We start from the raw sequence: 20631 nt of genomic DNA, 5'->3' as shown, positions 1-20631 counted from the left end.
GTTGTACGAAACGATTTGTCGGCGTGCTCCGCAAGGGGCTGTTGTACTCAATACTGAGAGCAACAATTAAGTTTAACTTTTCTGGGGATAAACAAATGAAAAAATCATTATTGGCTTTGGCCGTATTGGCTTCAGCTGCTGGTGCAGCAAACGCAGCTTCAAGTGTGACTTTGTACGGTCGCGTTGACGTTGGCTACGAAAAGTGGTCAGGTTCATCTTTGACTCAAGCTGGTGCTGGTGAAACACGCTTGGGCATCAAAGGCCAAGAAGATTTGGGCAACGGTTTGGCTGCTACTTTCCAATTGGAAGGTCGCTTTGATGCAGACACAGGCGCAAAAACTTCAGGCAAAGACTTTTTTGATCGTGAATCAACTGTCGGTTTGAAAGGCAACTTCGGCCACGTTCGTTTCGGTCGTTCTAAGTCAGCAATGGAACGCGCTTTGGGTGATTACGCTCCAGGCGAACGCGTTGCAACAGCTTTTGACCCATACTCTTCAAACACTCGCCACAGCAACGGCATGTTCTACGATTTCGCTATGAACGGCTTTAACTTCGGTTTTGACGTGACAACTAAAGGCGGCGCTACTGGCAACACCAACGAAGGTGCTGACGGTCAAAAAGTGGGCTACGGCATCCACGCTGGCTACCAAGTTGGTGGTTTCCGTGTAAACGCAGCTTACCAAGCTGACAAAAACGGCACTGGCATCAATAGCTACAATACTGCGACAGTAGGTCAAAACGTAAGCTCAGTAACACCAACACCATTAAGCTCTACTGGTGAGAACTTGACTTTTGGTTCTCAAAATGAATGGGGCTTAGGTATGGCTTACAAGTACAAAATGGTTGAGTTCGGCGCCACTTATGCACGTGCTGAGTCTGCAAGCAATGCTAAAGTAACTTACGCGTTACTCGATAGCAACAACAACATCGCTGCTTTGAGTTCAGTTACTGGCAAACAACGATTGACTACTTTGGGCGCATACATCACTGCTGACGTGACAAGCAATGACTCTGTTTATGCTCGTTACCTCGAAAAACGTGGTGGCGGCACATTGGATGGCAAAGCAAAAGTATACGCTTTGGGCTACTCTCACGCTTTGAGCAAACGCACTTCAATCTATGCTGACGTTGCTCGTTACAAAAACGACGACTCAACGACTGCATACGACATCGCTTTGCGTCACGCATTCTAATTTAATGCTAGCTTATGGCTAGTTTAAATTGAAAAGCAAAAAAACCTCTCTTCGGAGAGGTTTTTTGTATTTTTAAGGTATAAAACATGCGTTGTATTTTCGAAAAACTGTTTTGCAAAAAAGAGACGTATTGTGCTTAATCTACATTTTTAAAAATTTAATTTTGAGTTTTACTAGACAAAAAACCCATAATTTAACGATAATGTGGTTGTCAATTTGCTACGCAAGCAGCAAAAGGCAGGCTTAATTCATGACACTCAATAAGCTTTAATTACAAAAAAACCTACCTGTGAGGAAGACAATATGAAACAAACTTTATTAGCATTGGCAGTTCTTGGCTCATTTGCTGGAGCTGCTTCAGCAGCATCTAGCGTGACGCTGTACGGCAAGGTTGAGACCGCATACCAGAACCAAACCAAAGACAACTTGAGTACCACTCAGGGCGCTGCAGGTGAGTCTCGTTTGGGATTTAAGGGAACAGAAGACTTGGGCAACGGCATGTCAGCATTCTTTCAGTTGGAGCACAAAATCAATGCCGACACGGGTGCGAACAACGGTGATTTTTTTGAGGAAAAATCCATTGTTGGTCTTAGCTTTGCGAATGGCGCTCACAAAATCTATTTTGGTAAGTCGAACTCTCCGATTGACCGCATTGGTAACAATGTAGGTCATCTGTCTACCGATATTGCGGTTAAGTCTTCAATGGGCGGCTGGAGAAACGGTGCTTACTATGACTATACTTCTGGTGCTTTGTCTGTGGGCGCTGCGGTCACGACTAAAGGTGGAGCCGCAGGGAACTCAAGTACAACTATTTCATCAGGAACTGTCACCGAAGGTCAAAGTGGCACGAAATCATCTTATGGTGCTTACGTTTTATACGCGCCTACCAATTGGAGCTTAGGTGCGGCATGGCAAGCGGATAATGACAATACTGGCGCGAATGTGCCGTCCGCATATAAAGCACAGCTTCCAGATACATTTAATGTATGGGGCATCAAAAACGAATGGTTAGTGACAGGTTCGTATACATACAAACCCGTGACTTTTAATGCATCCTATGCGGCCGCTAAGTTTTACAATGACGCCAAACGTAAAATTTGGCAAGCCTCGCTTGTGGGGCAGCTCACCTCCAATGACAAACTGTTTGTAAACTATAACAACATCAAGACAACCTCTTTAGGTGCGACGATGGAAAAACAATACCAGTATGGCTTGGGCTATATTCACAGCTTGAGCAAGCGCACTGAAATTTTTGCTAATGTTGCGCTCGTTAACTCAAAAGCAGGGCTGTCTACGACGGTGGATTCTGACGGTAACACCATTGCGATTCCAGACTCGAATGACCCCATCAAATACACCAAGTGGGATATTGGCTTGCGCCATTCTTTCTAATTGTTTGATGACACAAATTAGATAATACCCCGCTTTGGCGGGGTATTTTTACTTCAGCATCGCCTTAAAAAAACGACTCATAAAATGATTGATATTCAATTTAATGCGGTCAAAGCAGCTTCGTAATTCGGCTCATCCGAGACATTGTTCACTAATTCCGTATAAATCACTTTCCCCGCTTCATCCACCACAACGACAGCGCGAGCGGTTAATCCAGCAAGAGGGCCTGCTGCCATTTCGACACCATAATCTTTGCCAAAAGTGCTGCGAAACGCCGATAAGGTATGGACATTTTCAATGCCTTCTGCGCCACAAAACCGCCCTAAAGCAAACGGTAAATCTTCGGATACCGTGAGAACGGTCACATCCGCTTTAGATGCTGCTTGCTCATTGAACTTACGGGTTGAGGTGGCACAAGTCGGCGTGTCAATCGACGGAAAAATGCTGATGACAACTTTTTTACCCGCAAACTGAGCAAGAGTAACTTTTTCAAGTTTGGCATTCGTCAACTGAAATGCAGGCGCTGCGCTGCCAACCGCAGGCAACTCACTTACGGTATCGACTGGATTGCCACGTAATAAAACTTGTGCCATGATGATTTTCCTTTATGTTTGTTTTGAAGGCTTGATTATAATCGCAGTTATACAAACCTGCTGGCGGCGCTCTTGGCACGATTGGGCTTGCGTTGTTTAATGCGTGCAATTCAATTACAATACAATGGATTGATACGAGCGAGATAAACCATCGTAACCAAAGGATATATATGACCATCGCCATCACTGCCCATACCCCTCTTTTTGGCACCACCGCGCAAACCTGTCCAGAAGACATGTTGCAAATCGCGCAAGCAGGCTATAAAACGGTCATCAACAACCGACCTGATTTTGAGGGTGGGGCCGATCAGCCGACATCAGAGGACATCGCTCAGGCAGCAACGGCAGCGGGATTGAATTTTATTGCCTTGCCTTTTTCGCCTTCTCAAGTCACTCCATCCCTCGTTGAAGAGTTTGCTAAGGCGGTTGGGGACGCGCCTAAACCGATTTTGGCATTTTGTCGCACAGGCACTCGCTCAACCAACATTTTTCAAGCCGCAGTTGCGATGGGCTTACTCAACCCAAATGATTTGAGCTTCGTTAGCGATTCAAATCATTCCGTCACAGACGATACAGCGGAAAAAAAAACTCCTGAATTAGGGCAAGGGAAGCAAAATCTCCATCGTCACCACGATGTTTTAATCATCGGTGGCGGTTCGGGTGGGATTGCATTGGCGGCCAGTTTACTTAAGCGTCAGCCTGATTTGGATGTCGCCATCGTTGAGCCCGCAGAGCATCATTTTTACCAACCCGCATGGACGCTGGTTGGCGCGGGTGAATATGATGTAAAAAAGACCAAACGTCAAATGCACGCTGTGATTCCTGCTAAAGCCAAATGGATTAAAGCAGCCGTCACACGTTTTCAACCCGAACAAAACACTGTGATTTGCGCCACAGGTGAAGTGTTGACATACCAACAACTCGTTGTAGCGCCTGGCTTGGCATTGTTATGGGACTCAATTCCTGGCTTGGTCGAGACCTTGGGTAAAAATGGCGTGACATCGAATTACCGCGCAGACCTTGCGCCCTACACTTGGGAATGCGTACAAAACCTTCAGAGTGGCGTTGCTCTATTCACGCAGCCCATGGTGCCGATTAAATGCGCAGGTGCGCCGCAAAAAGCCCTCTATCTTTCAGCCGACCATTGGCAAAAAAACAATCGCCTCAATCGCATGCACATCGAGTTTCACAATGCAGGCGGTGCATTGTTCAGCGTTGCCGATTTCATCCCGAACTTGACGAAACAAATGCAAGCCTATAACGCTCAAGTCAATCTCGGCTCTAATTTAGTCGCAGTTGATGGCGCGGCAAAAAAAGCATGGTTTGAACGTAAAAATGCGGATGGTCAAATTGAACGCATCGAAAAATCTTTTGACATGCTACATGTGGTGCCGCCACAAAAACCCCATGCATTTGTTAAAGACAGCCCCCTGTCAAATGCAGACGGCTGGGTTGAGGTCGATAATGCCACATTGCAACACCCGCGCTTTTCCAATGTATTCGGCTTAGGCGATGCAATGAGCGCGCCCAACTCAAAAACCACTGCGGCGATTCGCAAGCAAGTTGTGGTGCTCGCTGAAAACCTGCTGGCACTGCGTGACAATCGTCCGCTTCCGATGGCTTACGATGGTTACAGCGCTTGCCCAATCACAGTCGGCAACGGCAAATTGATTTTAGCTGAATTTGGTTACAACGGCGTGTTAATGCCCACCTTCGGCAATGACCCCACCACGCCTCACGCTTCGGGCTGGTACATGAAAAAATACTTATTCCCACGCGTCTACTGGCACTTAATGCTAAAAGGCCATGAAATATTGGCTCGCCCAAAAAGAACAAAATAAATGACTCGATATTGTTGCAATCCATATTTTGAGAACGATTGACTGTTTAGACTGTTTAAACCGTTAGTTCACATTTAAGTCGATTGCGATGTGTCAACGTATTCGACAAGACATCAAAACCCATCGACAAAGCAAGATAGCTGGCTTTGCCGTATTTATAGGATATTTATGAAAGTGTTTGGTTTATTATTTGCGCCAATTCGGTTGTTTTTGTTTCTGATTCATGTTGTCGATGGTTTACTGATTACTTTGACGATATTTCGTTTTTTCAACTGGCATACGCGCCAAAATTTCATTCGCATATGGTCGAGAATACTGTTAATCCTACTGGGTGTGCGCCTGAAAATTGACCAGCCTCCTGTAAGCAAACCCATGCGCGGTATGCTGGTCAGCAACCACACATCATGGATTGACATATTTGTGACCAATGCCGTACAGCCTGTGCGCTTTATCGCCAAATCGGAGATTAAGAAATGGCCTGTGCTCGGCACATTAGTGTCAAGCGTCGGCACTTTATACGTCGAACGCAAAAACCGACACGCCATCAGTCAAACCAATCAAGAAATCACAGCGTCAGCCAAAAATGGGGATTTGGTAGGCTTATACCCAGAAGGCACAACCACCGATGGCACGCATATTTTGCCGTTTAAAAGCAATTTATTCCAACCCGCAATTGATAATGAAATGCACATTTATCCGCTTGGCGTGACGTACACCCAAAACGGTCGATATACACCCCACGCGGCTTATGCGGGAGACACCAGCCTCGTCAGCAGCCTATGGCAAATTGCGTCCAGCGGCGGCATCACGGCACACGCACGTTTTGGCACGATTATTCCAGCAGCGCAATACAACACGCGACAAGACTTGGCAAAAGCCACTCAGGACGCCATCGCTCGCTTACTTGGGCAACACATCATTGCGGAGGAGGTTTATGCGCAAATACAAACAGGGGTTTAGGCTCTTTCGCCTTAAACAGACAAGCTTTGACACAAACATGACAACTAAGTGTAAATAAATGAAATTTTTTGACGTACGCCTATTGACAGGTAGGCTGCTTTTATTGAAAATAGAACGGACGTTCGATTTTGTTGGGATCCATCATGGTTATTACAAATAACAACACTTCGAATGAGCGTTCCGCCGTTCGCAAAGGTGAGCAAACCCGTTTAGCGATTTTAGACGTAGCACTTGAAGTCGCTGCACGAGATGGTTTAGAAGGCGTGACCATCGGCATTTTGGCAGACCGATTAGGCATGAGTAAAAGCGGGGTCTTCTCACATTTTGGTTCTCGTGAAGAACTCCTTATCGCCACGCTTAAAGAATACGAACATCGTTTTTTAAATGATGTCCTCAAACCTGCCGTTAAAGAGGCTCGCGGCTTGGCACGATTGAAAACAATTTTAGGTAATTGGTTCACTCGACTGGGTCACGAAAATGAGCAGGGTTGTTTGTACATTTCTGGCGGCGTTGAATACGATGACCGACCTGGAGCCGTACGCGATGAGCTGGTGGGGATGATTGCTCGCTGGGAAAAAGAGTTGGAACGCGCAATTCGTCAAGCAATGGAGACGGGCGAATTACGTGACGATGTGCCCATTGACCTGGTTATTTTTGAGTTGTATGGGTTGGCTTTGGGGTTTCATCACAGCGCTCGACTGATGGGTCGCAACAATGGTTCAAGCCTCATTCGCCAAATTTTTGAACGAATTTTAAAACAGTACCAACGCGTGACTTAACTATAAAACTGTCGCGCATTACATTGGAGACAAAAATGGGTTCATATGTACCGCCACTGCGCGACATGCAGTTTATTATGCACGAAATGTTGGATGTTGAATCCACACTCAAAACCTTGCCTGCATACGCAGACATTGATGCAGACACCATCAATGCCGTGATTGAAGAAGCAGGTAAATTTGCCTCTGAAGTGGTGTTCCCACTGAACCAATCAGGCGACCAAGAAGGCTGCCACTGGCATGATGGCGTGGTCACAACCCCAAAAGGCTTTAAAGAAGCGTACAAGCAATATGTTGAAGCAGGGTGGCCCTCGTTATCATGCGACCCCGCTTATGGCGGGCAAGGCTTGCCCATCAGCTTAAACAACGCTTTGTACGAAATGCTCAACTCTGCCAGCATCGCTTGGACCATGTACCCAGGCTTATCACACGGCGCTTACGACGCCTTGCATGCACATGGCACAGAAGAGTTAAAAAACACATACTTACCTAAACTGGCATCAGGCGAATGGACAGGCACGATGTGCTTGACCGAGCCTCATTGCGGTACCGATTTAGGGCTTTTGCGCACCAAGGCCGAACCACAAGCGAACGGCAGCTACGCCATCACAGGCACAAAAATTTTCATTTCGAGCGGCGAGCATGACATGGCTGAGAACATCATCCACCTCGTACTGGCTCGCTTACCTGGCGCACCTTCTGGCACCAAGGGCATTTCACTGTTTGTCGTACCAAAATTTATCCCAACCAGCGAAGGAGCGATTGGCGAGCGCAACCCCGTTTCCTGCGGCTCTCTTGAGCATAAAATGGGCATCCACAGCAACTCGACCTGCGTCATCAACTTAGATGGAGCTTTGGGTTGGTTGGTTGGCGAACCGAATAAAGGACTGCAAGCCATGTTCGTCATGATGAATGCGGCTCGTTTAGGTGTTGGCATGCAAGGCTTGGGCTTGACCGAAATTTCGTATCAAAATGCTCGCAATTACGCCAAAGAACGTTTACAAATGCGCTCTTTGTCTGGTGCTAAAGCCCCCGAAAAAGAAGCAGACCCCATTCTTGTTCACCCTGATGTGCGACGCATGTTGCTCACGCAACGTGCTTATGCCGAAGGCGCACGCGCCTTTACCTACTGGATTGCGCTTGAAATAGACAAAGAGTTGTCCCACCCCGATGAGTCGGTTCGCCAAGATGCGGCTGACTTGGTGGCATTATTAACGCCTATTGTTAAAGCATTTATTACCGACAACGCGTTTGAATGTACCAACCACGGCGTACAAGTTTATGGTGGGCACGGTTTTATCGCCGAGTGGGGCATGGAGCAATATGTCCGTGATGCCCGCATCACGCAAATCTATGAAGGCACCAATGGCGTTCAAGCCTTAGACTTACTGGGGCGTAAAATTTTGTCTGACATGGGGGCCAAACTGAAAAAATTTGGAGAGATTGTCCGCCAGTTTGTTGAGGACAATGGCGTAGACCCAAAAATGCAAGAGTTTGTTAATCCGTTGGGAGACATCGCGGTTAAGGTCGAGAAATTAACCATGGAAATCGGCATGAAAGCCATGACGAATCAAGATGAGGTCGGCGCAGCTTCCGTGCCTTATCAACGCGTGGTTGGGCACATGGTGTTTTCATATTTCTGGGCGCGCATGGCAAAAATCGCCTTGAATAAACAAGACCAAGATGATTTTTACAAAGCCAAATTGGCAACGGCACGGTTCTACTTTGCCAAATTGTTACCTGAAACGGCTGGTTATATCCGCCAAGCACGAGCAGGCAACGCATCGTTAGCTGAAATGCAAGACGCGTGGTTCTAAAAAATCATACACATATAATATTTATTGCAACACATCGTTTGTTCAACCTAGGAGACAACAATGAAAACATGGCAAAAATTAAGCCTCATCGCAGCGGCTTTAACCCTTTCTACAGCCGCATTCGCCGATCCAACAGGCACATGGCGCACTATTGACGACAAAACAGGTCAAGCCAAATCACTTGTTCGCATCAGCAACGAAGGCGGGAAGTATGTTGGTCGTATCGCCGAAATCTTGAATGGCCCGAGCGTCTGTGACATTTGTGAAGGCGAATTTCATGGCAAGAATCTCATTGGTCAAACCATTTTGTGGGGACTGAAATCCGAGGGGGACAATAAGTACGGCGGCGGACGCATTCAGGACCCAAAAAACGGCAAAACCTATAATGCAAGCATGGTCGACAATGGCAACAGCTTGGATGTACGCGGATATATTGGCGTGAGTGCCTTGGGTCGCACTCAAAAATGGCAACGCGTGAAATAACAGCAGTATCCAATGACGGACGGGTCGGGCTGAAACCCGCCCGTTTCGTTTTTTCGTGAATGGTGTTCATCTGTCGGCAGAACGCACGGCTGAACATAACAGTGAATGAAGGATGTGAAAAGTGAGTAATTTGGTTATTAGAAAAGTCGCCGTACTTGGCGCAGGCGTGATGGGCGCGCAAATTGCTGCGCACCTGACCAACGCTAAAGTCCCCGTCATACTGTTTGACTTAGCAGCCCAAACAGGCGCCAAAAACAGCATCGTTGACAAAGCTTTGGCGGGCATGAAAAAACTGTCCCCTGCGCCATTTGGCAACAGTGCCGACGCCGCGTATATTGAAGCCGCAAACTATGAAACTGACCTGAGCAAAATTGCAGAATGCGACCTCGTCATTGAGGCCATTGCTGAACGCATGGACTGGAAGCATGATTTATACGCTAAAGTTGCGCCCCATCTCGCGCCACATGCGATTTTTGCCAGCAACACTTCTGGTTTATCCATTAATGAATTATCCAATGGTTTTTCAGCCGAACTCAAAAAACGTTTCTGCGGTGTGCATTTTTTCAACCCGCCGCGCTACATGCACTTGGTCGAGTTGATTCCAACGGCCACCACCGATGCAGACACGTTAAACAAACTCGAAACCTTCGCCACGACCACCCTAGGTAAAGGCGTGGTGCGCGCCAAAGACACGCCTAATTTCATCGCCAATCGCGTTGGCGTATTCTCGATTTTAGCCGTCATGGCCGAAGCGCAAAAATATGGTCTACCCTTTGATGTCGTTGACGACTTGACGGGTACCAAGTTGGGACGAGCGAAGTCTGCCACTTTCCGCACCGCCGACGTGGTCGGTTTGGACACCATGGCGCACGTGATTAAGACCATGGAAGACAATCTGGCCGATGACCCATTTGCCAGCTGTTACCCCGTTCCTCCCGTACTCAAAGCATTGGTTGACAAGGGTGCGCTGGGTCAAAAATCAGGCGCGGGTTTTTACAAAAAAGAAGGCAAAGACATCAAAGTATTGGATGCCGCCAAAGGTGAGTACGTCACTGGCGGCACTAAAGCGGACGAACTGGTCGCGCGTATTTTGAAACGTCCTGCCGCCGAACGCTTTAAACTTTTACGCGAAACCGACCATCCGCAAGCTCAATTTTTATGGGCAATTTTCCGCGACGTGTTTCATTACATCGCGATTCACTTAGACAGCATTGCTGACAATGCGCGTGATGTCGACTTTGCTATCCGTTGGGGCTTTGGTTGGAATGAAGGGCCGTTTGAAACATGGCAGTCTGCTGGCTGGAAGCAAATCGCAGAATGGGTTGCAGAAGACATCGCCGCAGGCAAAGCTTTGTCAAATGCTCCATTGCCCGCTTGGGTTGGCGAAGTGGATGGCGTTCATTCGGCAGCGGGTTCGTATTCACCTGCGAAAAAGACTGTTGTACCTCGCTCAGACTTACCTGTTTATGCGCGTCAAGCGTTTCCAGCCGCTTTATTTGGCGAGAACACCGCCGACCCCAAAACAGCAGGCACGACGGTTCACGAAGACCAATCGATTCGCCTATGGCACCAAAACGATGGCGTGTTAATCGCTTCATTTAAATCGAAAATGAACACCATCGGCCCTGAAGTGCTCGCAGGATTGCAAAAAGCCGTTGAATTGGCTGAAAAAGAATACAACAGCTTGGTCATTTGGCAAACCGCTTCGCTCACGGGCGGTCCATTCTCGGCGGGCGCAGACTTACAAGCCGCAATGCCATTATTCATGAAGGGCGGGGCAGCGGCCGTTGAGCCTTTTGTTAAGGCATTCCAAGACACCGCAATGCGTCTTAAATACGCACAAGTCCCTGTGGTGGCTGCCATGGCAGGTTTAGCTTTAGGTGGCGGTTGCGAATTACCGTTGCATTGTGCGCATCGAGTGGTGCATCTTGAAACCTACATCGGCTTGGTCGAGCTTGGGGTCGGTCTTGTACCCGCAGGCGGCGGGTTAAAAGAAGCGGCCTTGCGCGCCGCACAAGCTGCAGGCGCGTATGGCTTTACCAACTTGACGGAATTCATCAAACCTTGGTTCCAAAACGTCGCCATGGCGAAAGTCTCTAAATCAGCTCTCGAAGCGCAAAAAATGGGATACGTTGCCACATCTGACACCGTTGTATTTAATGTACATGAGTTGTTATACGTTGCTAAAGCTCAGGCCAAAGCACTGGCAAATGCGGGTTATCGCCCACCATTAGCGACGGCAAACATCACTGCTGCGGGCCCTTCTGTGCAAGCGACATTGCAATCCATTATCGCCAATATGCGTGATGGCGGCTTTATCAGTGCTTACGATGGTGAGTTGGCCACTCGTGTCGCCAATATATTGACAGCGGGTGGAGTAGAAGCGGGCACGAATGTGGATGAGGCGTGGCTGCTCAAATTGGAGCGTCAAAACTTCATTGAAGCCTTGGGACAACCAAAAACCCAAGAGCGCATCATGGGCATGCTTTCAACGGGCAAGCCTGTTCGCAACTAATCACGTCAGAATTTACTGTGCTGGGTGTACACACACCCAGCACAGCTTGACAGCCAAAACAACCATCGTCATGACTTCACGCATGACGCCATTGAAAAGACAAAGGGGTTTTTCATGACTCAATTACAAGATGCCTATATCGTTGCGGCCACACGGACACCCGTGGGCAAAGCACCTCGTGGTGTATTTAAGAACACCCGCCCAGATGATTTACTCGCGCACGCTTTGCGCAGCGTCGTCAATCAAGTACCAAACCTAGATCCTAAACTCATTGAAGATGCCATCGTCGGTTGCGCCATCCCACAAGGGCCTCAAGGTTTAAATATGGCTCGCATGGGCGTACTGTTCGCGGGCCTACCCAACACGATTGGCGGCGTGACGGTCAATCGCTACTGCGCTTCAGGCATCACGGCCTTGGCCATGGCTGCCGACCGCATTCGTACAGGGCAAGCGGACGTGATGATTGCCGCAGGTGCAGAAAGCATGAGCATGGTACCGATGAATGCGATTTTGACCGACATGAACCCCGCTATTTTCACAAAAGACGAAAATATCGGCATTGCTTACGGCATGGGATTAACCGCTGAAAATGTGGCGAAGCAATGGAACATCAGCCGCGAAGCGCAAGATGCTTTTGCTGAAGAATCACATCGTCGCGCCTTAGCGGCGCAGGCGGCAGGGCACTTCAACGCCGAAATCACGCCGTATGATGTATCGGACATGGGCGTCGACTTAGAGAACCAAACACTCAAAGCCAACACCTTCACCGTGTCACAAGACGAAGGGCCACGAGCGGGCACGACGGTTGAAACTTTGGGCAAACTCAAACCCGTGTTTGCCGCCAAAGGCAGCGTGACTGCTGGCAATTCATCACAAATGTCGGATGGGGCGGGCGCGTTAATGGTTGTATCCGAACGTATGCTTAAAGAACACAATTTAACCCCATTGGGTCGTTTTGTTTCATTCGCAGTGCGTGGGGTTCCGCCTGAAATCATGGGTATTGGCCCTAAGGAGGCCATTCCCGCCGCCTTGAAACTGGCGGGATTGAGCATGTCAGACATGGACTGGATTGAATTGAATGAAGCCTTCGCCGCGCAAGCCTTGGCAGTGATTCAAGACCTCAACATGGATGCATCAAAAATAAATCCCCTCGGCGGAGCCATTGCCTTGGGTCACCCACTCGGTGCAACAGGAGCGATTCGCGCGGCAACCGTTTTGCACGGATTAAAGCGCACGGGCGGCCGTTATGGCATGGTGACGATGTGTGTTGGGACAGGGATGGGCGCAGCTGGTATCATTGAGCGTTTGTAATTTTCTCAACCTCACTTTGCCCATGTCAATGGGCTTTTTAATTTAGATTGGAATCATCATGCTTTTTGCTCATTGGATGCTGTTATTAGCGACTATCCTACCCATCGTTGCAGTGGCAATCGCCAAATCGCAACCAGGCTTTGACAACCACAACCCACGCGCTTATTTGGAGCAGTTGCCCGAAGGTTCTATGCACAAACGGATGGTGGCCGCCCAAGCGAACAGCTGGGAAGCTTTAATCATGTTTGCGCCCGCCGTATTGTTGGCGACGATGCTTCATGTTCAAGCAAGTACTTTGAATCTGCTTGCTGGTGTGTTCATTGTTGCGCGCATCGTATATTTATGGTGCTACGCCAAGGACTTGGCGACACAACGTTCGTTGGTCTGGACAGTAGGCATGGTGTGTATTCTTGGATTATACATCGCGTCTGCGTTGTCGTAACCCCCACCTTCAAACTCATGAGGACATAAAATGAGCATCCTTTCTCACATTGACGACGCTCATGTCGGACACATTCAAATCAGCCGTGCTGAGCGCAAAAATGCGCTCACCGCCCGCATGTATGATGCCATGGTGACGATTTTGCGCGAATACGATGCCGATGATAATGTGCGCGTCATTTTGCTATACGGGTTACCTGAAATGTTCTGCGCGGGCAACGACTTGAGCGACTTTCTCGAAAACCCCATCAATGACGCGAACAGTCCCGTGATTCAATTTTTATACACCTTGCGTGACTTGCAAAAACCTTTGGTCATGTGCGTCAACGGTGTGGCGGTTGGGATTGGTGCCACCATGTTATTGCATGCCGATTTTGTTGTGGCCGCAGAAGACAGCAAGTTTCAACTGCCTTTCATCAATCTGGCTTTATGCCCAGAAGGTGGCTCGAGTTTGTTGCTGCCTCAACGGGCGGGTTATTTGCGTGCGGCCGAAAAGCTCATGTTCGGTGAGTTTTTTAGTACTAAAGACGCTTTCGATATGCAAATGGTGACACACATACTGCCGCATCATGAAACCTTGCGTTATGCCGTGCACCAAGCCCATCGGTTGGCAGAAAAAAGCCCCAGCGCCATGCGTGAAACCAAGCGTTTACTTAAAACCGCCAATGCCAATGCTTTACATCAGTGCCTAGACGCTGAAATTTCATCTTTCGCTCAGTTGTTAAAAGGAAATGACGCCCGCGAAGCCATGACTGCTTTTTTAGAGAAGCGCAAGCCTAACTTTTAGCAGCAGCGCATCGGACAATAAAAAAGCCATGACATTCGTTCATGGCTTTTTTAATTGAAAATATCAACCGCCTCAACTCAACTGTTCATTAATTGAATGGCCCAAAACACTAAAAACCCAGCAAATAAGCACAAAGTTGAAACAGGTTTTTCTTCAACCTCATGCGCCTCAACCAACAACTCATCCGTCACCAAGTACAATAAAGCCGCAACGCCAAATGCCAAAATTGCGCTGATGGTCGATACAGAGGCATGGGCCAACAAAAGGTAGCCCGCGAACGCACTGAGCAACACAAGGCCACCGAGTAAACTTGTCATCAACGCAACACGCCAGCCCTTTATTCTTTTATTTATTAAACACATCACAAAGGCATCTATTAAACACCAAGCAGATACCAAACGAAGGCAACAGCTTGGGTAAACGGGTCAATAATAAACCTTAGGCATATTAAACATTTTAAATAAACGATTTTAACAAGCGACTTTACACAACAGGAAAGCTGAACTTCACCCCGAAACCATGAGGTTGCACATCAAATGTTTCAATCTCGGTTTGGTGCAACTGCGCGATTCGCATGATGATTGACCACCCCAAACCAGCACCCGTCGCCGTTTGCCCAGCGGGGCGATAAAAACGCTCACCTAAACGGCTTTTTTGTGCCGCATCGAGGCCGCAACCTGTATCGCTGATGACCAAGGCCCGTTGAGTGATGTGCACAAATATCTGCGCACCCTCACCCGCATAACGTTGGGTATTGTCGATGAGGTTGCGCAAGACCAATGCCCACAACAGCGGTTGTCCGAGCACGGTCGGACGCGCGTCCACCTGAATATGATGTGCATCATCTGGAAACCCCGCCTCGACCAACGCATCTTTGACCAATCGCTCAAAATCAATCGGTTGATGTTCAATCTCAGAACCATGCTCCAATCGCGCCAAGAGCAACAATTGACTGACCACATGAGTGGCGCGATCAACCGCCTGCGTGGCTTTATTCAAGGCCTTTTCACGAATATCAAGGCGCTGGCTAGTTGCGGCGAGCTCAAGCTGTAATCGTGTTGCAGCCAAAGGCGTCCGCAGCTCGTGTGCCGCATCCGCTGTAAATCGCTGCTCGCGAGCGAGGGTTTGTTCCACTTGCAGGAATAATAAATTCAGCCGCTCCTGTAAAGGCTTTAATTCTTTGGGAACGCTCATCGTCATTGGAGCCAGATTGTCCACCGCCCGAGTCGCCACATCATCCGTGAACGCATGAATGGGCTTTAGTCCACGGCGCAAAGCCCAGTACAAAACAGGAATCAGTAGCAACAATCCCAACAATGCCACCGCCGCCATGCGCTGGGCCAGAATCATCGCCAACTCGGTCGCACCGTCATTGGGGGAGGCGACAACCAATTCCAACTCGTCACTTTGGCGTGCAGAAACCAGCCAGTTACGCTCATTGAACTGGACAATATGAGGTTTTTTTGAGAAATCATACTGACGGGGCAGTGCAGGGGTGCTGCTGGCATTGAGCAAAGCCCCCGTTTGTAAATCATAAATGGCGAACTCCAACCCCGTCCCCATTCCGAGTGCATGACCTCGATTATTGGACTCGCTCAACCGACCATCCAGTTTTTCCCACAACATGTCTGTTGCTGGTGTTTTTTGTCGGTGTTCACGTGGCTCATGATTTGTATCGCGCGTTGCTTGACGGCCTTGATTATCGTCGTCGTCATCATCAAGGTTGTCCCACAGCATGTCGGCAAATTGGATATGTTGCTGCACCAATGCCCAACGCGTCATTCGTTTGGCTTCCCAAGTCAAGACCGCCGAAAACAAGCCCCAAACAATCACTGTGGAACACAGCAACAAAACCGTCATGCGCCAAATCAATGACAACTGAAAAGACTTAAACCAGCGGATCATGAGATGTCTCCGATTGAGTGGACTCACCCTGCTCATCGCCCATGCGCCAACCAAGGTTGCGCGTATTGACAATGGCATCTGCGCCCAGTTTTTTGCGCAAATGGGATAAATGCACGTCTAAAGCGTTGCTTTCAATGTCCACCTGCCAGCCATATAGTTTTTCTTCGAGCTGCGTGCGCGAGATGTGGTGCGGTCGATTGGCGACCAGAATGTGCATGAGGCGAAATTCAATCGCCGACAAAGCCAAGCCTTTGCCTTGTTGCGATACGCTTTGATGTGCGATGTCCAGCTCAAAATCACGCCACATCAATACGTTGGTTGGCTGCTGGGCTTGACGGCGCAACAACACGAGCAAACGCGCCACTAACTCAGTTAAAGCAAAGGGCTTAATCAAATAATCGTCCGCGCCCGCGTTCAAACCCAGTACACGGTCTTCAATTGCATCTCTCGCTGTCAATAGCAAAACAGGCAGCAGCATTTTTTGAGCCCGCATCCACTGCAAGACTTGCAAGCCATCTTTCACGGGCAGGCCAATGTCCAGTACCATAACATCGAATGTTTGTTGCGTTTGCAAGGCCGTTATCGCTGACTGGCCATCACGCAACCAATCGACTAAAAAACCTGCCTCGGTCAAGCCATCGACCAAACCTTCACCAAGCAGCGCATCGTCTTCGACCAACAATAAACGCATGTGTTTTCCTTTTCAAAACCAGCCTTCGCCCAATATACAGCGATTGTATACCTATCCATTTAACTGAATATTAAAGCAAGTGATTGGCTTAAATTTAAGTTTTAATTTAAGCTTTAACAACCGAATGAAAACAATCTAACAAACACCGCATCCAGCGTCAGGCTTGACGGCGGCTTGGCGTTGCTTAAAAAACAGGGCTGTGTTACATTACCGCCATGCGCCGATTTGTCATCTGCTTGCGGGCGCGGGTTAATCAGTATTAAACCCAAAACGGCTAAATGATTCACCCAAGGGGGCGTTTAGCGAATCGTTGAACGAACCCTTGGGTTTTTGTTTGGATACTTTTTATGTCAACACAACCATCATCCACCTTGCAAACCAAAGCGAACACCATGTCGTTTGATGCGCCATTGCCTCTGGCAAGCGGAGCCAGTTTACGCGATTACCATTTGGTTTATGAAACATACGGCACACTGAATGCGGCACGCGACAATGCGGTATTGATTTGCCATGCCCTTAACGCGTCACATCATGTGGCAGGCGTCAACGAGGCGGGTGAGATAGGTTGGTGGGATAATATGGTCGGCCCAGGTAAGCCTGTGGACACCAATCGTTTTTTTGTGGTGGGCGTGAACAATATCGGCTCTTGTTTTGGTTCAACAGGCCCCATGCACACCAACCCCGCCACAGGCAAGCCCTATGGCTCTGATTTTCCAGTGGTGACCGTCGAAGACTGGGTGGATGCGCAAAAACGCTTGATGGAAAAACTGGGCATCGAACAATGGGCGGCCGTTATGGGCGGTAGCTTAGGTGGCATGCAAGCCTTGGCGTGGAGCATACATTATCCAACTGCCTTGCGTCATTGCGTCATCATCGCCTCCACCACAAAACTTTCGGCACAGAATATCGCTTTTAATGATGTCGCGCGTCAGGCCATTTTGACTGACCCTGATTTTCATAGTGGGCATTTTTACGCGCATGGTGTTGTGCCTCGTCGTGGTTTGCGCGTGGCTCGCATGATTGGACACATCACTTATTTATCAAACGATGCAATGGCCGAAAAATTTGGGCGTGAATTGCGCACTAGCGATGACTATCGTTTCAATTACGATGTGGAGTTTGAAATAGAATCGTATCTGCGCTATCAAGGCGATAAATTCGCTGATTATTTCGATGCCAACACGTATTTATTAATCACCAAAGCCTTGGATTATTTTGATGCTGCTCGTGAGTTTGGTGGCAGTTTAAGCGGCGCATTGGCTGCGACAAGGGCGCAATATTTCATTGCCTCATTTACCACCGATTGGCGTTTTTCACCTGAAACCAGCCACGAATTGGTTCAGGCTTTAGTTAAAAACAAGCGTAAAGTCACTTACGCAGAAATCAACGCGCCTCACGGACACGATGCTTTTTTACTCGATGACGCACGTTATCACAAGGCGGTGCGCGCTTATTTCAATAATATTAGCTTGAGCGAGGGAGGGGCGGCATGAGTGTGCACACAACGGCTATCGAAAAAGAACTCAATTTGGCGGACCTGATTGCAGGCGTTGAGCGGCCTGATTTTAACGTCATCAGCGCGTGGGTGCCTCAAGGTGCGCATGTGCTTGACTTGGGCTGCGGCGATGGCAGCTTGTTACACAAGCTGCGCACGGAGCGAGACATCACGGGGTACGGTGTCGAACTTAAGGACAGCAATGTACAGGCGTGCATCAGCAAAGGTTTGAATGTGCTGCAACAAGATTTAGAACAAGGATTAACGTGGTTTGAGGACAACAGCTTTGATGTCGCCATTTTGTCGTTAACTTTGCAGGCCGTACACAAGACCGAAGAAATGCTGCGCGAAATTGTTCGCGTTGGCAAAACCGCGATTGTTTCCATTCCCAACTTTGGTTATTGGCCGCACCGCTTATCCGTACTCAAAGGACGCATGCCCGTTTCAAAAACGCTGCCTTACCAGTGGTATAACACGCCAAATGTTCGGGTTTTAACCATTCCCGACTTTATCCAACTTGCCCATGATGTGGGCACTCAAGTGCTTGAGCAAGTGGTGCTGCGCGATGACAAAGTGATTCGGTTTGCACCCAATGCGCGTGGCAGCTTGGCCGTGTTTAAACTATACAAAGACATTCAAAAATAACCCCCTTCAGCGAAGCAAATGAACCAAGGGTCAAGCCATTATGAATGGCTTATTTTTACCATAGCCTTTGGCTGACTGTCGAAATATGCTTTAATAACGGGTTGCTCAAATAGCGAGCAATAAAGCGCATTTCATCTCAACTTGTAGCGAACACAACTCAAATAATGAACAACCTAGTTCCTCGCCGACCAACTTGGCCGTACTTAATTTTAATCCACGTTTTGTTGTGGTGGCTGGTCACATCCTTATTCAATCGAGGCTTGGACAATTACGGCGACATGGTTGAAAACTATGCGTGGGCACAAAGCATGGATTGGGGGACTTTCAAACACCCGCCTTTGGTGGCTTGGATTGTGCACGCATGGTTTATGTGGATGCCAACAACGGTATGGAGTTATTACTTACTCGCTTGGCTCAATGTCGGATTGACCTTATGGGGCATTGCGGCACTTGCCAAAATATTCGCTCTGAATGCCTCATTATCCAACTCGCCTTTGCGCAGCAATGAAACGGTCGCAGATATACAGTGGACTGCGGTTGCTTTCGGCAGCCTGCTGTTTCCTTTGAGCACGTTGGCCTCAAAGTACAATGCGAATGCTGTGTTGCTGCCTTTTTGGGTTTGGGCCACGGTATTTTTATTGAAAAGTTGGCTTGAAAAGGGCTGGCGAGGTATTTTGAGCACGGTGGCTTTGGCTCTGTTTGCTGCGCTGGGCATGCTCGGCAAGTATTACACGGGGGTATTGTTGTTTGGTTTTTTTATAGCCTCGCTCCTTCATCCCGTTGGACGCCGTTGGTATCGAAGCAGTAAGCCTTACGTGTCGCTTGTGCTTTTTTTGATTTTCTTAATGCCTCATCTTCAATGGGTTAAAGCACACGATTACATCACGTTTAAATACGCCGAAGAGCAGGGTGATGGGCATGTGTCGATTAAGCACCTGATTAGCTTTGCGGCAAGTTATTACTATTATGCGGTGTTGTTATGGCTGGCGGCTTTTATTTGCTTGTTACGACCTGATTCTGAGCACAACTCTAAGCAGTCTATAGCCAATATAACCAAGTCTGTGTCGATGTTTTTTAAAACAACATTCCCACGAGCGTCCGATGGTCTCTTGTGTCTAGCGTTTGCGTTGTTGCCCATGTTGATTTCGATTGCCTTTGCCATCACGGGTTTTGTTGAACTGACGGCGCACTGGGCCATTCCTATTTGGTACGCACTGCCTATTTTAGCCATTGCCAAAAGGCAACGCCCGATGGACAGCATCACATTAGCTCAATTGTGGCGCGTGATGCTGTGTATTTGGACATTGGTTGCGTTGGTTGGCGCGGGGCGAGGCGTGTTGGTCAACACCCCGTATGGTCAAATCAGCATTCCTCGAGAAACCCTCGCCAACGCCATTGCGCAAGACCCCAACACACAGCACATTGGCTGGGTGAGCGGCATGTGGCAAGAAGCGGCATCGCTGGCTTATTTTATGGATGCGAAAAATGCCAACCATCCAAGGGCTTTACCAACAACGCCCGATTCTAAAGATGCTTTGCTGAACCCTCTGAAAGATTGGCAGCACATGAATGGGCTGATCGTCTGTGTTTTGTTGCCAGCTAAGTATGCCGCGCCTGCGGATTATCTGGCATGTAAAAGCAATACCGAAACTTGGTTGCAAGCCCATCAAAGCAATATTGACAAAAAAACATTCAATGTGCCTGCGCCCGCATGGTTCGGCACAAGTGTTGCGACATTAACCGCAACGGTATACTATTACCACGCTCAATAACGAATAGTAAA

At 48.4% G+C, this 20631-nt stretch carries 18 protein-coding genes; 14 read left to right on the top strand and 4 right to left on the bottom strand.

Annotation, left to right across the window (positions count from 1 at the left end; genetic code table 11):
• The first annotated feature begins 95 nt into the window (after positions 1-95).
• Together DFR44_RS02335 and DFR44_RS02330 are read left to right on the top strand one after the other, a co-directional pair.
• The gene (locus DFR44_RS02335) at positions 96-1193 is read left to right on the top strand and encodes a porin (RefSeq protein WP_162845123.1); all 1098 of its coding nucleotides are present in this window, start codon (positions 96-98) and stop codon (positions 1191-1193) included.
• Between the two features lie 303 nt (positions 1194-1496).
• A complete protein-coding gene (locus DFR44_RS02330) occupies positions 1497-2585 on the top strand; it encodes a porin (RefSeq protein ID WP_133619113.1) in 1089 nt (362 codons plus the stop codon).
• A gap of 95 nt (positions 2586-2680) precedes the next feature.
• Here DFR44_RS02330 and tpx read toward each other — a convergent pair whose 3' ends face one another.
• On the bottom strand, positions 2681-3178 hold the full coding sequence (gene tpx, locus DFR44_RS02325) for a thiol peroxidase (protein ID WP_133619112.1): 498 nt from the start codon (positions 3176-3178) through the stop codon (positions 2681-2683).
• A gap of 170 nt (positions 3179-3348) precedes the next feature.
• Between tpx and DFR44_RS02320 the strand changes: the two genes are divergently transcribed.
• From DFR44_RS02320 to DFR44_RS02280, 9 genes are all read left to right on the top strand, one after another.
• Complete coding sequence (locus tag DFR44_RS02320) at positions 3349-5019, top strand: bifunctional protein tyrosine phosphatase family protein/NAD(P)/FAD-dependent oxidoreductase (RefSeq protein WP_133619111.1); 1671 nt, start codon at positions 3349-3351, stop codon at positions 5017-5019.
• A 168-nt stretch (positions 5020-5187) separates the two neighbouring features.
• Positions 5188-5979: a lysophospholipid acyltransferase family protein gene (locus tag DFR44_RS02315; protein ID WP_133619110.1), complete on the top strand. Its 792-nt coding sequence runs from the start codon at positions 5188-5190 to the stop codon at positions 5977-5979.
• Positions 5980-6122: 143 nt separating this feature from the next.
• The gene (locus DFR44_RS02310; protein WP_133619109.1) at positions 6123-6758 is read left to right on the top strand and encodes a TetR/AcrR family transcriptional regulator; all 636 of its coding nucleotides are present in this window, start codon (positions 6123-6125) and stop codon (positions 6756-6758) included.
• Positions 6759-6793: 35 nt separating this feature from the next.
• Positions 6794-8575: an acyl-CoA dehydrogenase C-terminal domain-containing protein gene (locus DFR44_RS02305; protein WP_133619108.1), complete on the top strand. Its 1782-nt coding sequence runs from the start codon at positions 6794-6796 to the stop codon at positions 8573-8575.
• 60 nt (positions 8576-8635) lie between these two features.
• A complete protein-coding gene (locus tag DFR44_RS02300) occupies positions 8636-9058 on the top strand; it encodes a DUF2147 domain-containing protein (RefSeq protein ID WP_133619107.1) in 423 nt (140 codons plus the stop codon).
• Positions 9059-9179: 121 nt separating this feature from the next.
• Positions 9180-11573 carry a 3-hydroxyacyl-CoA dehydrogenase/enoyl-CoA hydratase family protein gene (locus tag DFR44_RS02295; RefSeq protein ID WP_133619106.1) on the top strand — a complete coding sequence of 798 codons (2394 nt, stop codon included), beginning with the start codon at positions 9180-9182 and terminating at the stop codon, positions 11571-11573.
• Between the two features lie 114 nt (positions 11574-11687).
• The gene (locus DFR44_RS02290; RefSeq protein ID WP_133619105.1) at positions 11688-12884 is read left to right on the top strand and encodes an acetyl-CoA C-acyltransferase; all 1197 of its coding nucleotides are present in this window, start codon (positions 11688-11690) and stop codon (positions 12882-12884) included.
• 58 nt (positions 12885-12942) lie between these two features.
• Positions 12943-13326 carry an MAPEG family protein gene (locus tag DFR44_RS02285; RefSeq protein WP_133619104.1) on the top strand — a complete coding sequence of 128 codons (384 nt, stop codon included), beginning with the start codon at positions 12943-12945 and terminating at the stop codon, positions 13324-13326.
• A 30-nt stretch (positions 13327-13356) separates the two neighbouring features.
• The gene (locus tag DFR44_RS02280) at positions 13357-14112 is read left to right on the top strand and encodes an enoyl-CoA hydratase (RefSeq protein ID WP_133619103.1); all 756 of its coding nucleotides are present in this window, start codon (positions 13357-13359) and stop codon (positions 14110-14112) included.
• Between the two features lie 77 nt (positions 14113-14189).
• On the opposite strand, the gene DFR44_RS02275 is transcribed toward DFR44_RS02280, so the two are convergent.
• The 3 genes from DFR44_RS02275 to DFR44_RS02265 form a co-directional block, all read right to left on the bottom strand.
• A complete protein-coding gene (locus DFR44_RS02275; protein ID WP_211336883.1) occupies positions 14190-14429 on the bottom strand; it encodes a ZIP family metal transporter in 240 nt (79 codons plus the stop codon).
• Positions 14430-14595: 166 nt separating this feature from the next.
• Positions 14596-16017 (bottom strand): ATP-binding protein, encoded by a 1422-nt coding sequence (locus tag DFR44_RS02270; RefSeq protein ID WP_162845122.1) that lies wholly within the window; start codon positions 16015-16017, stop codon positions 14596-14598.
• Positions 16001-16708, bottom strand: a complete 708-nt coding sequence (locus tag DFR44_RS02265) for a response regulator transcription factor (RefSeq protein ID WP_133619101.1) — start codon at positions 16706-16708, stop codon at positions 16001-16003. Before DFR44_RS02265 ends, DFR44_RS02270 begins: the two co-directional genes overlap by 17 nt.
• 347 nt (positions 16709-17055) lie before the next feature.
• On the opposite strand from DFR44_RS02265, the gene metX reads away from it, so the two are divergent.
• The 3 genes from metX (at position 17056) to DFR44_RS02250 (ending at position 20620) form a co-directional block, all read left to right on the top strand.
• Positions 17056-18201, top strand: coding sequence for a homoserine O-succinyltransferase MetX (gene metX, locus DFR44_RS02260; RefSeq protein WP_133619100.1), 1146 nt, complete (start codon positions 17056-17058; stop codon positions 18199-18201).
• Positions 18198-18848, top strand: a complete 651-nt coding sequence (gene metW, locus DFR44_RS02255) for a methionine biosynthesis protein MetW (RefSeq protein ID WP_133619099.1) — start codon at positions 18198-18200, stop codon at positions 18846-18848. The genes metX and metW overlap by 4 nt, the downstream gene beginning before the upstream one ends.
• Positions 18849-19012: 164 nt before the next feature.
• Positions 19013-20620 carry a glycosyltransferase family 39 protein gene (locus DFR44_RS02250; RefSeq protein ID WP_133619098.1) on the top strand — a complete coding sequence of 536 codons (1608 nt, stop codon included), beginning with the start codon at positions 19013-19015 and terminating at the stop codon, positions 20618-20620.
• Positions 20621-20631 lie beyond the last annotated feature (11 nt).

Origin of the sequence: Hydromonas duriensis (assembly GCF_004363775.1) — a bacterium.
Taxonomy (GTDB): Bacteria; Pseudomonadota; Gammaproteobacteria; order Burkholderiales; family Burkholderiaceae; genus Hydromonas; species Hydromonas duriensis.
Note: the sequence above shows the minus strand (reverse complement) of the source record. Positions and strands in the feature narration are given on the sequence as shown.

Coding starts and splice junctions, on each gene's coding strand:
- DFR44_RS02335 (WP_162845123.1), top strand. CDS start 96: ATGAAAAAATCATTATTGGCTTTGGCCGTATTGGCTTCAGCTGCTGGT.
- DFR44_RS02330 (WP_133619113.1), top strand. CDS start 1,497: ATGAAACAAACTTTATTAGCATTGGCAGTTCTTGGCTCATTTGCTGGA.
- tpx (WP_133619112.1), bottom strand. CDS start 3,178: ATGGCACAAGTTTTATTACGTGGCAATCCAGTCGATACCGTAAGTGAG.
- DFR44_RS02320 (WP_133619111.1), top strand. CDS start 3,349: ATGACCATCGCCATCACTGCCCATACCCCTCTTTTTGGCACCACCGCG.
- DFR44_RS02315 (WP_133619110.1), top strand. CDS start 5,188: ATGAAAGTGTTTGGTTTATTATTTGCGCCAATTCGGTTGTTTTTGTTT.
- DFR44_RS02310 (WP_133619109.1), top strand. CDS start 6,123: ATGGTTATTACAAATAACAACACTTCGAATGAGCGTTCCGCCGTTCGC.
- DFR44_RS02305 (WP_133619108.1), top strand. CDS start 6,794: ATGGGTTCATATGTACCGCCACTGCGCGACATGCAGTTTATTATGCAC.
- DFR44_RS02300 (WP_133619107.1), top strand. CDS start 8,636: ATGAAAACATGGCAAAAATTAAGCCTCATCGCAGCGGCTTTAACCCTT.
- DFR44_RS02290 (WP_133619105.1), top strand. CDS start 11,688: ATGACTCAATTACAAGATGCCTATATCGTTGCGGCCACACGGACACCC.
- DFR44_RS02285 (WP_133619104.1), top strand. CDS start 12,943: ATGCTTTTTGCTCATTGGATGCTGTTATTAGCGACTATCCTACCCATC.
- DFR44_RS02280 (WP_133619103.1), top strand. CDS start 13,357: ATGAGCATCCTTTCTCACATTGACGACGCTCATGTCGGACACATTCAA.
- DFR44_RS02275 (WP_211336883.1), bottom strand. CDS start 14,429: ATGACAAGTTTACTCGGTGGCCTTGTGTTGCTCAGTGCGTTCGCGGGC.
- DFR44_RS02270 (WP_162845122.1), bottom strand. CDS start 16,017: ATGATCCGCTGGTTTAAGTCTTTTCAGTTGTCATTGATTTGGCGCATG.
- DFR44_RS02265 (WP_133619101.1), bottom strand. CDS start 16,708: ATGCGTTTATTGTTGGTCGAAGACGATGCGCTGCTTGGTGAAGGTTTG.
- metX (WP_133619100.1), top strand. CDS start 17,056: ATGTCAACACAACCATCATCCACCTTGCAAACCAAAGCGAACACCATG.
- metW (WP_133619099.1), top strand. CDS start 18,198: ATGAGTGTGCACACAACGGCTATCGAAAAAGAACTCAATTTGGCGGAC.
- DFR44_RS02250 (WP_133619098.1), top strand. CDS start 19,013: ATGAACAACCTAGTTCCTCGCCGACCAACTTGGCCGTACTTAATTTTA.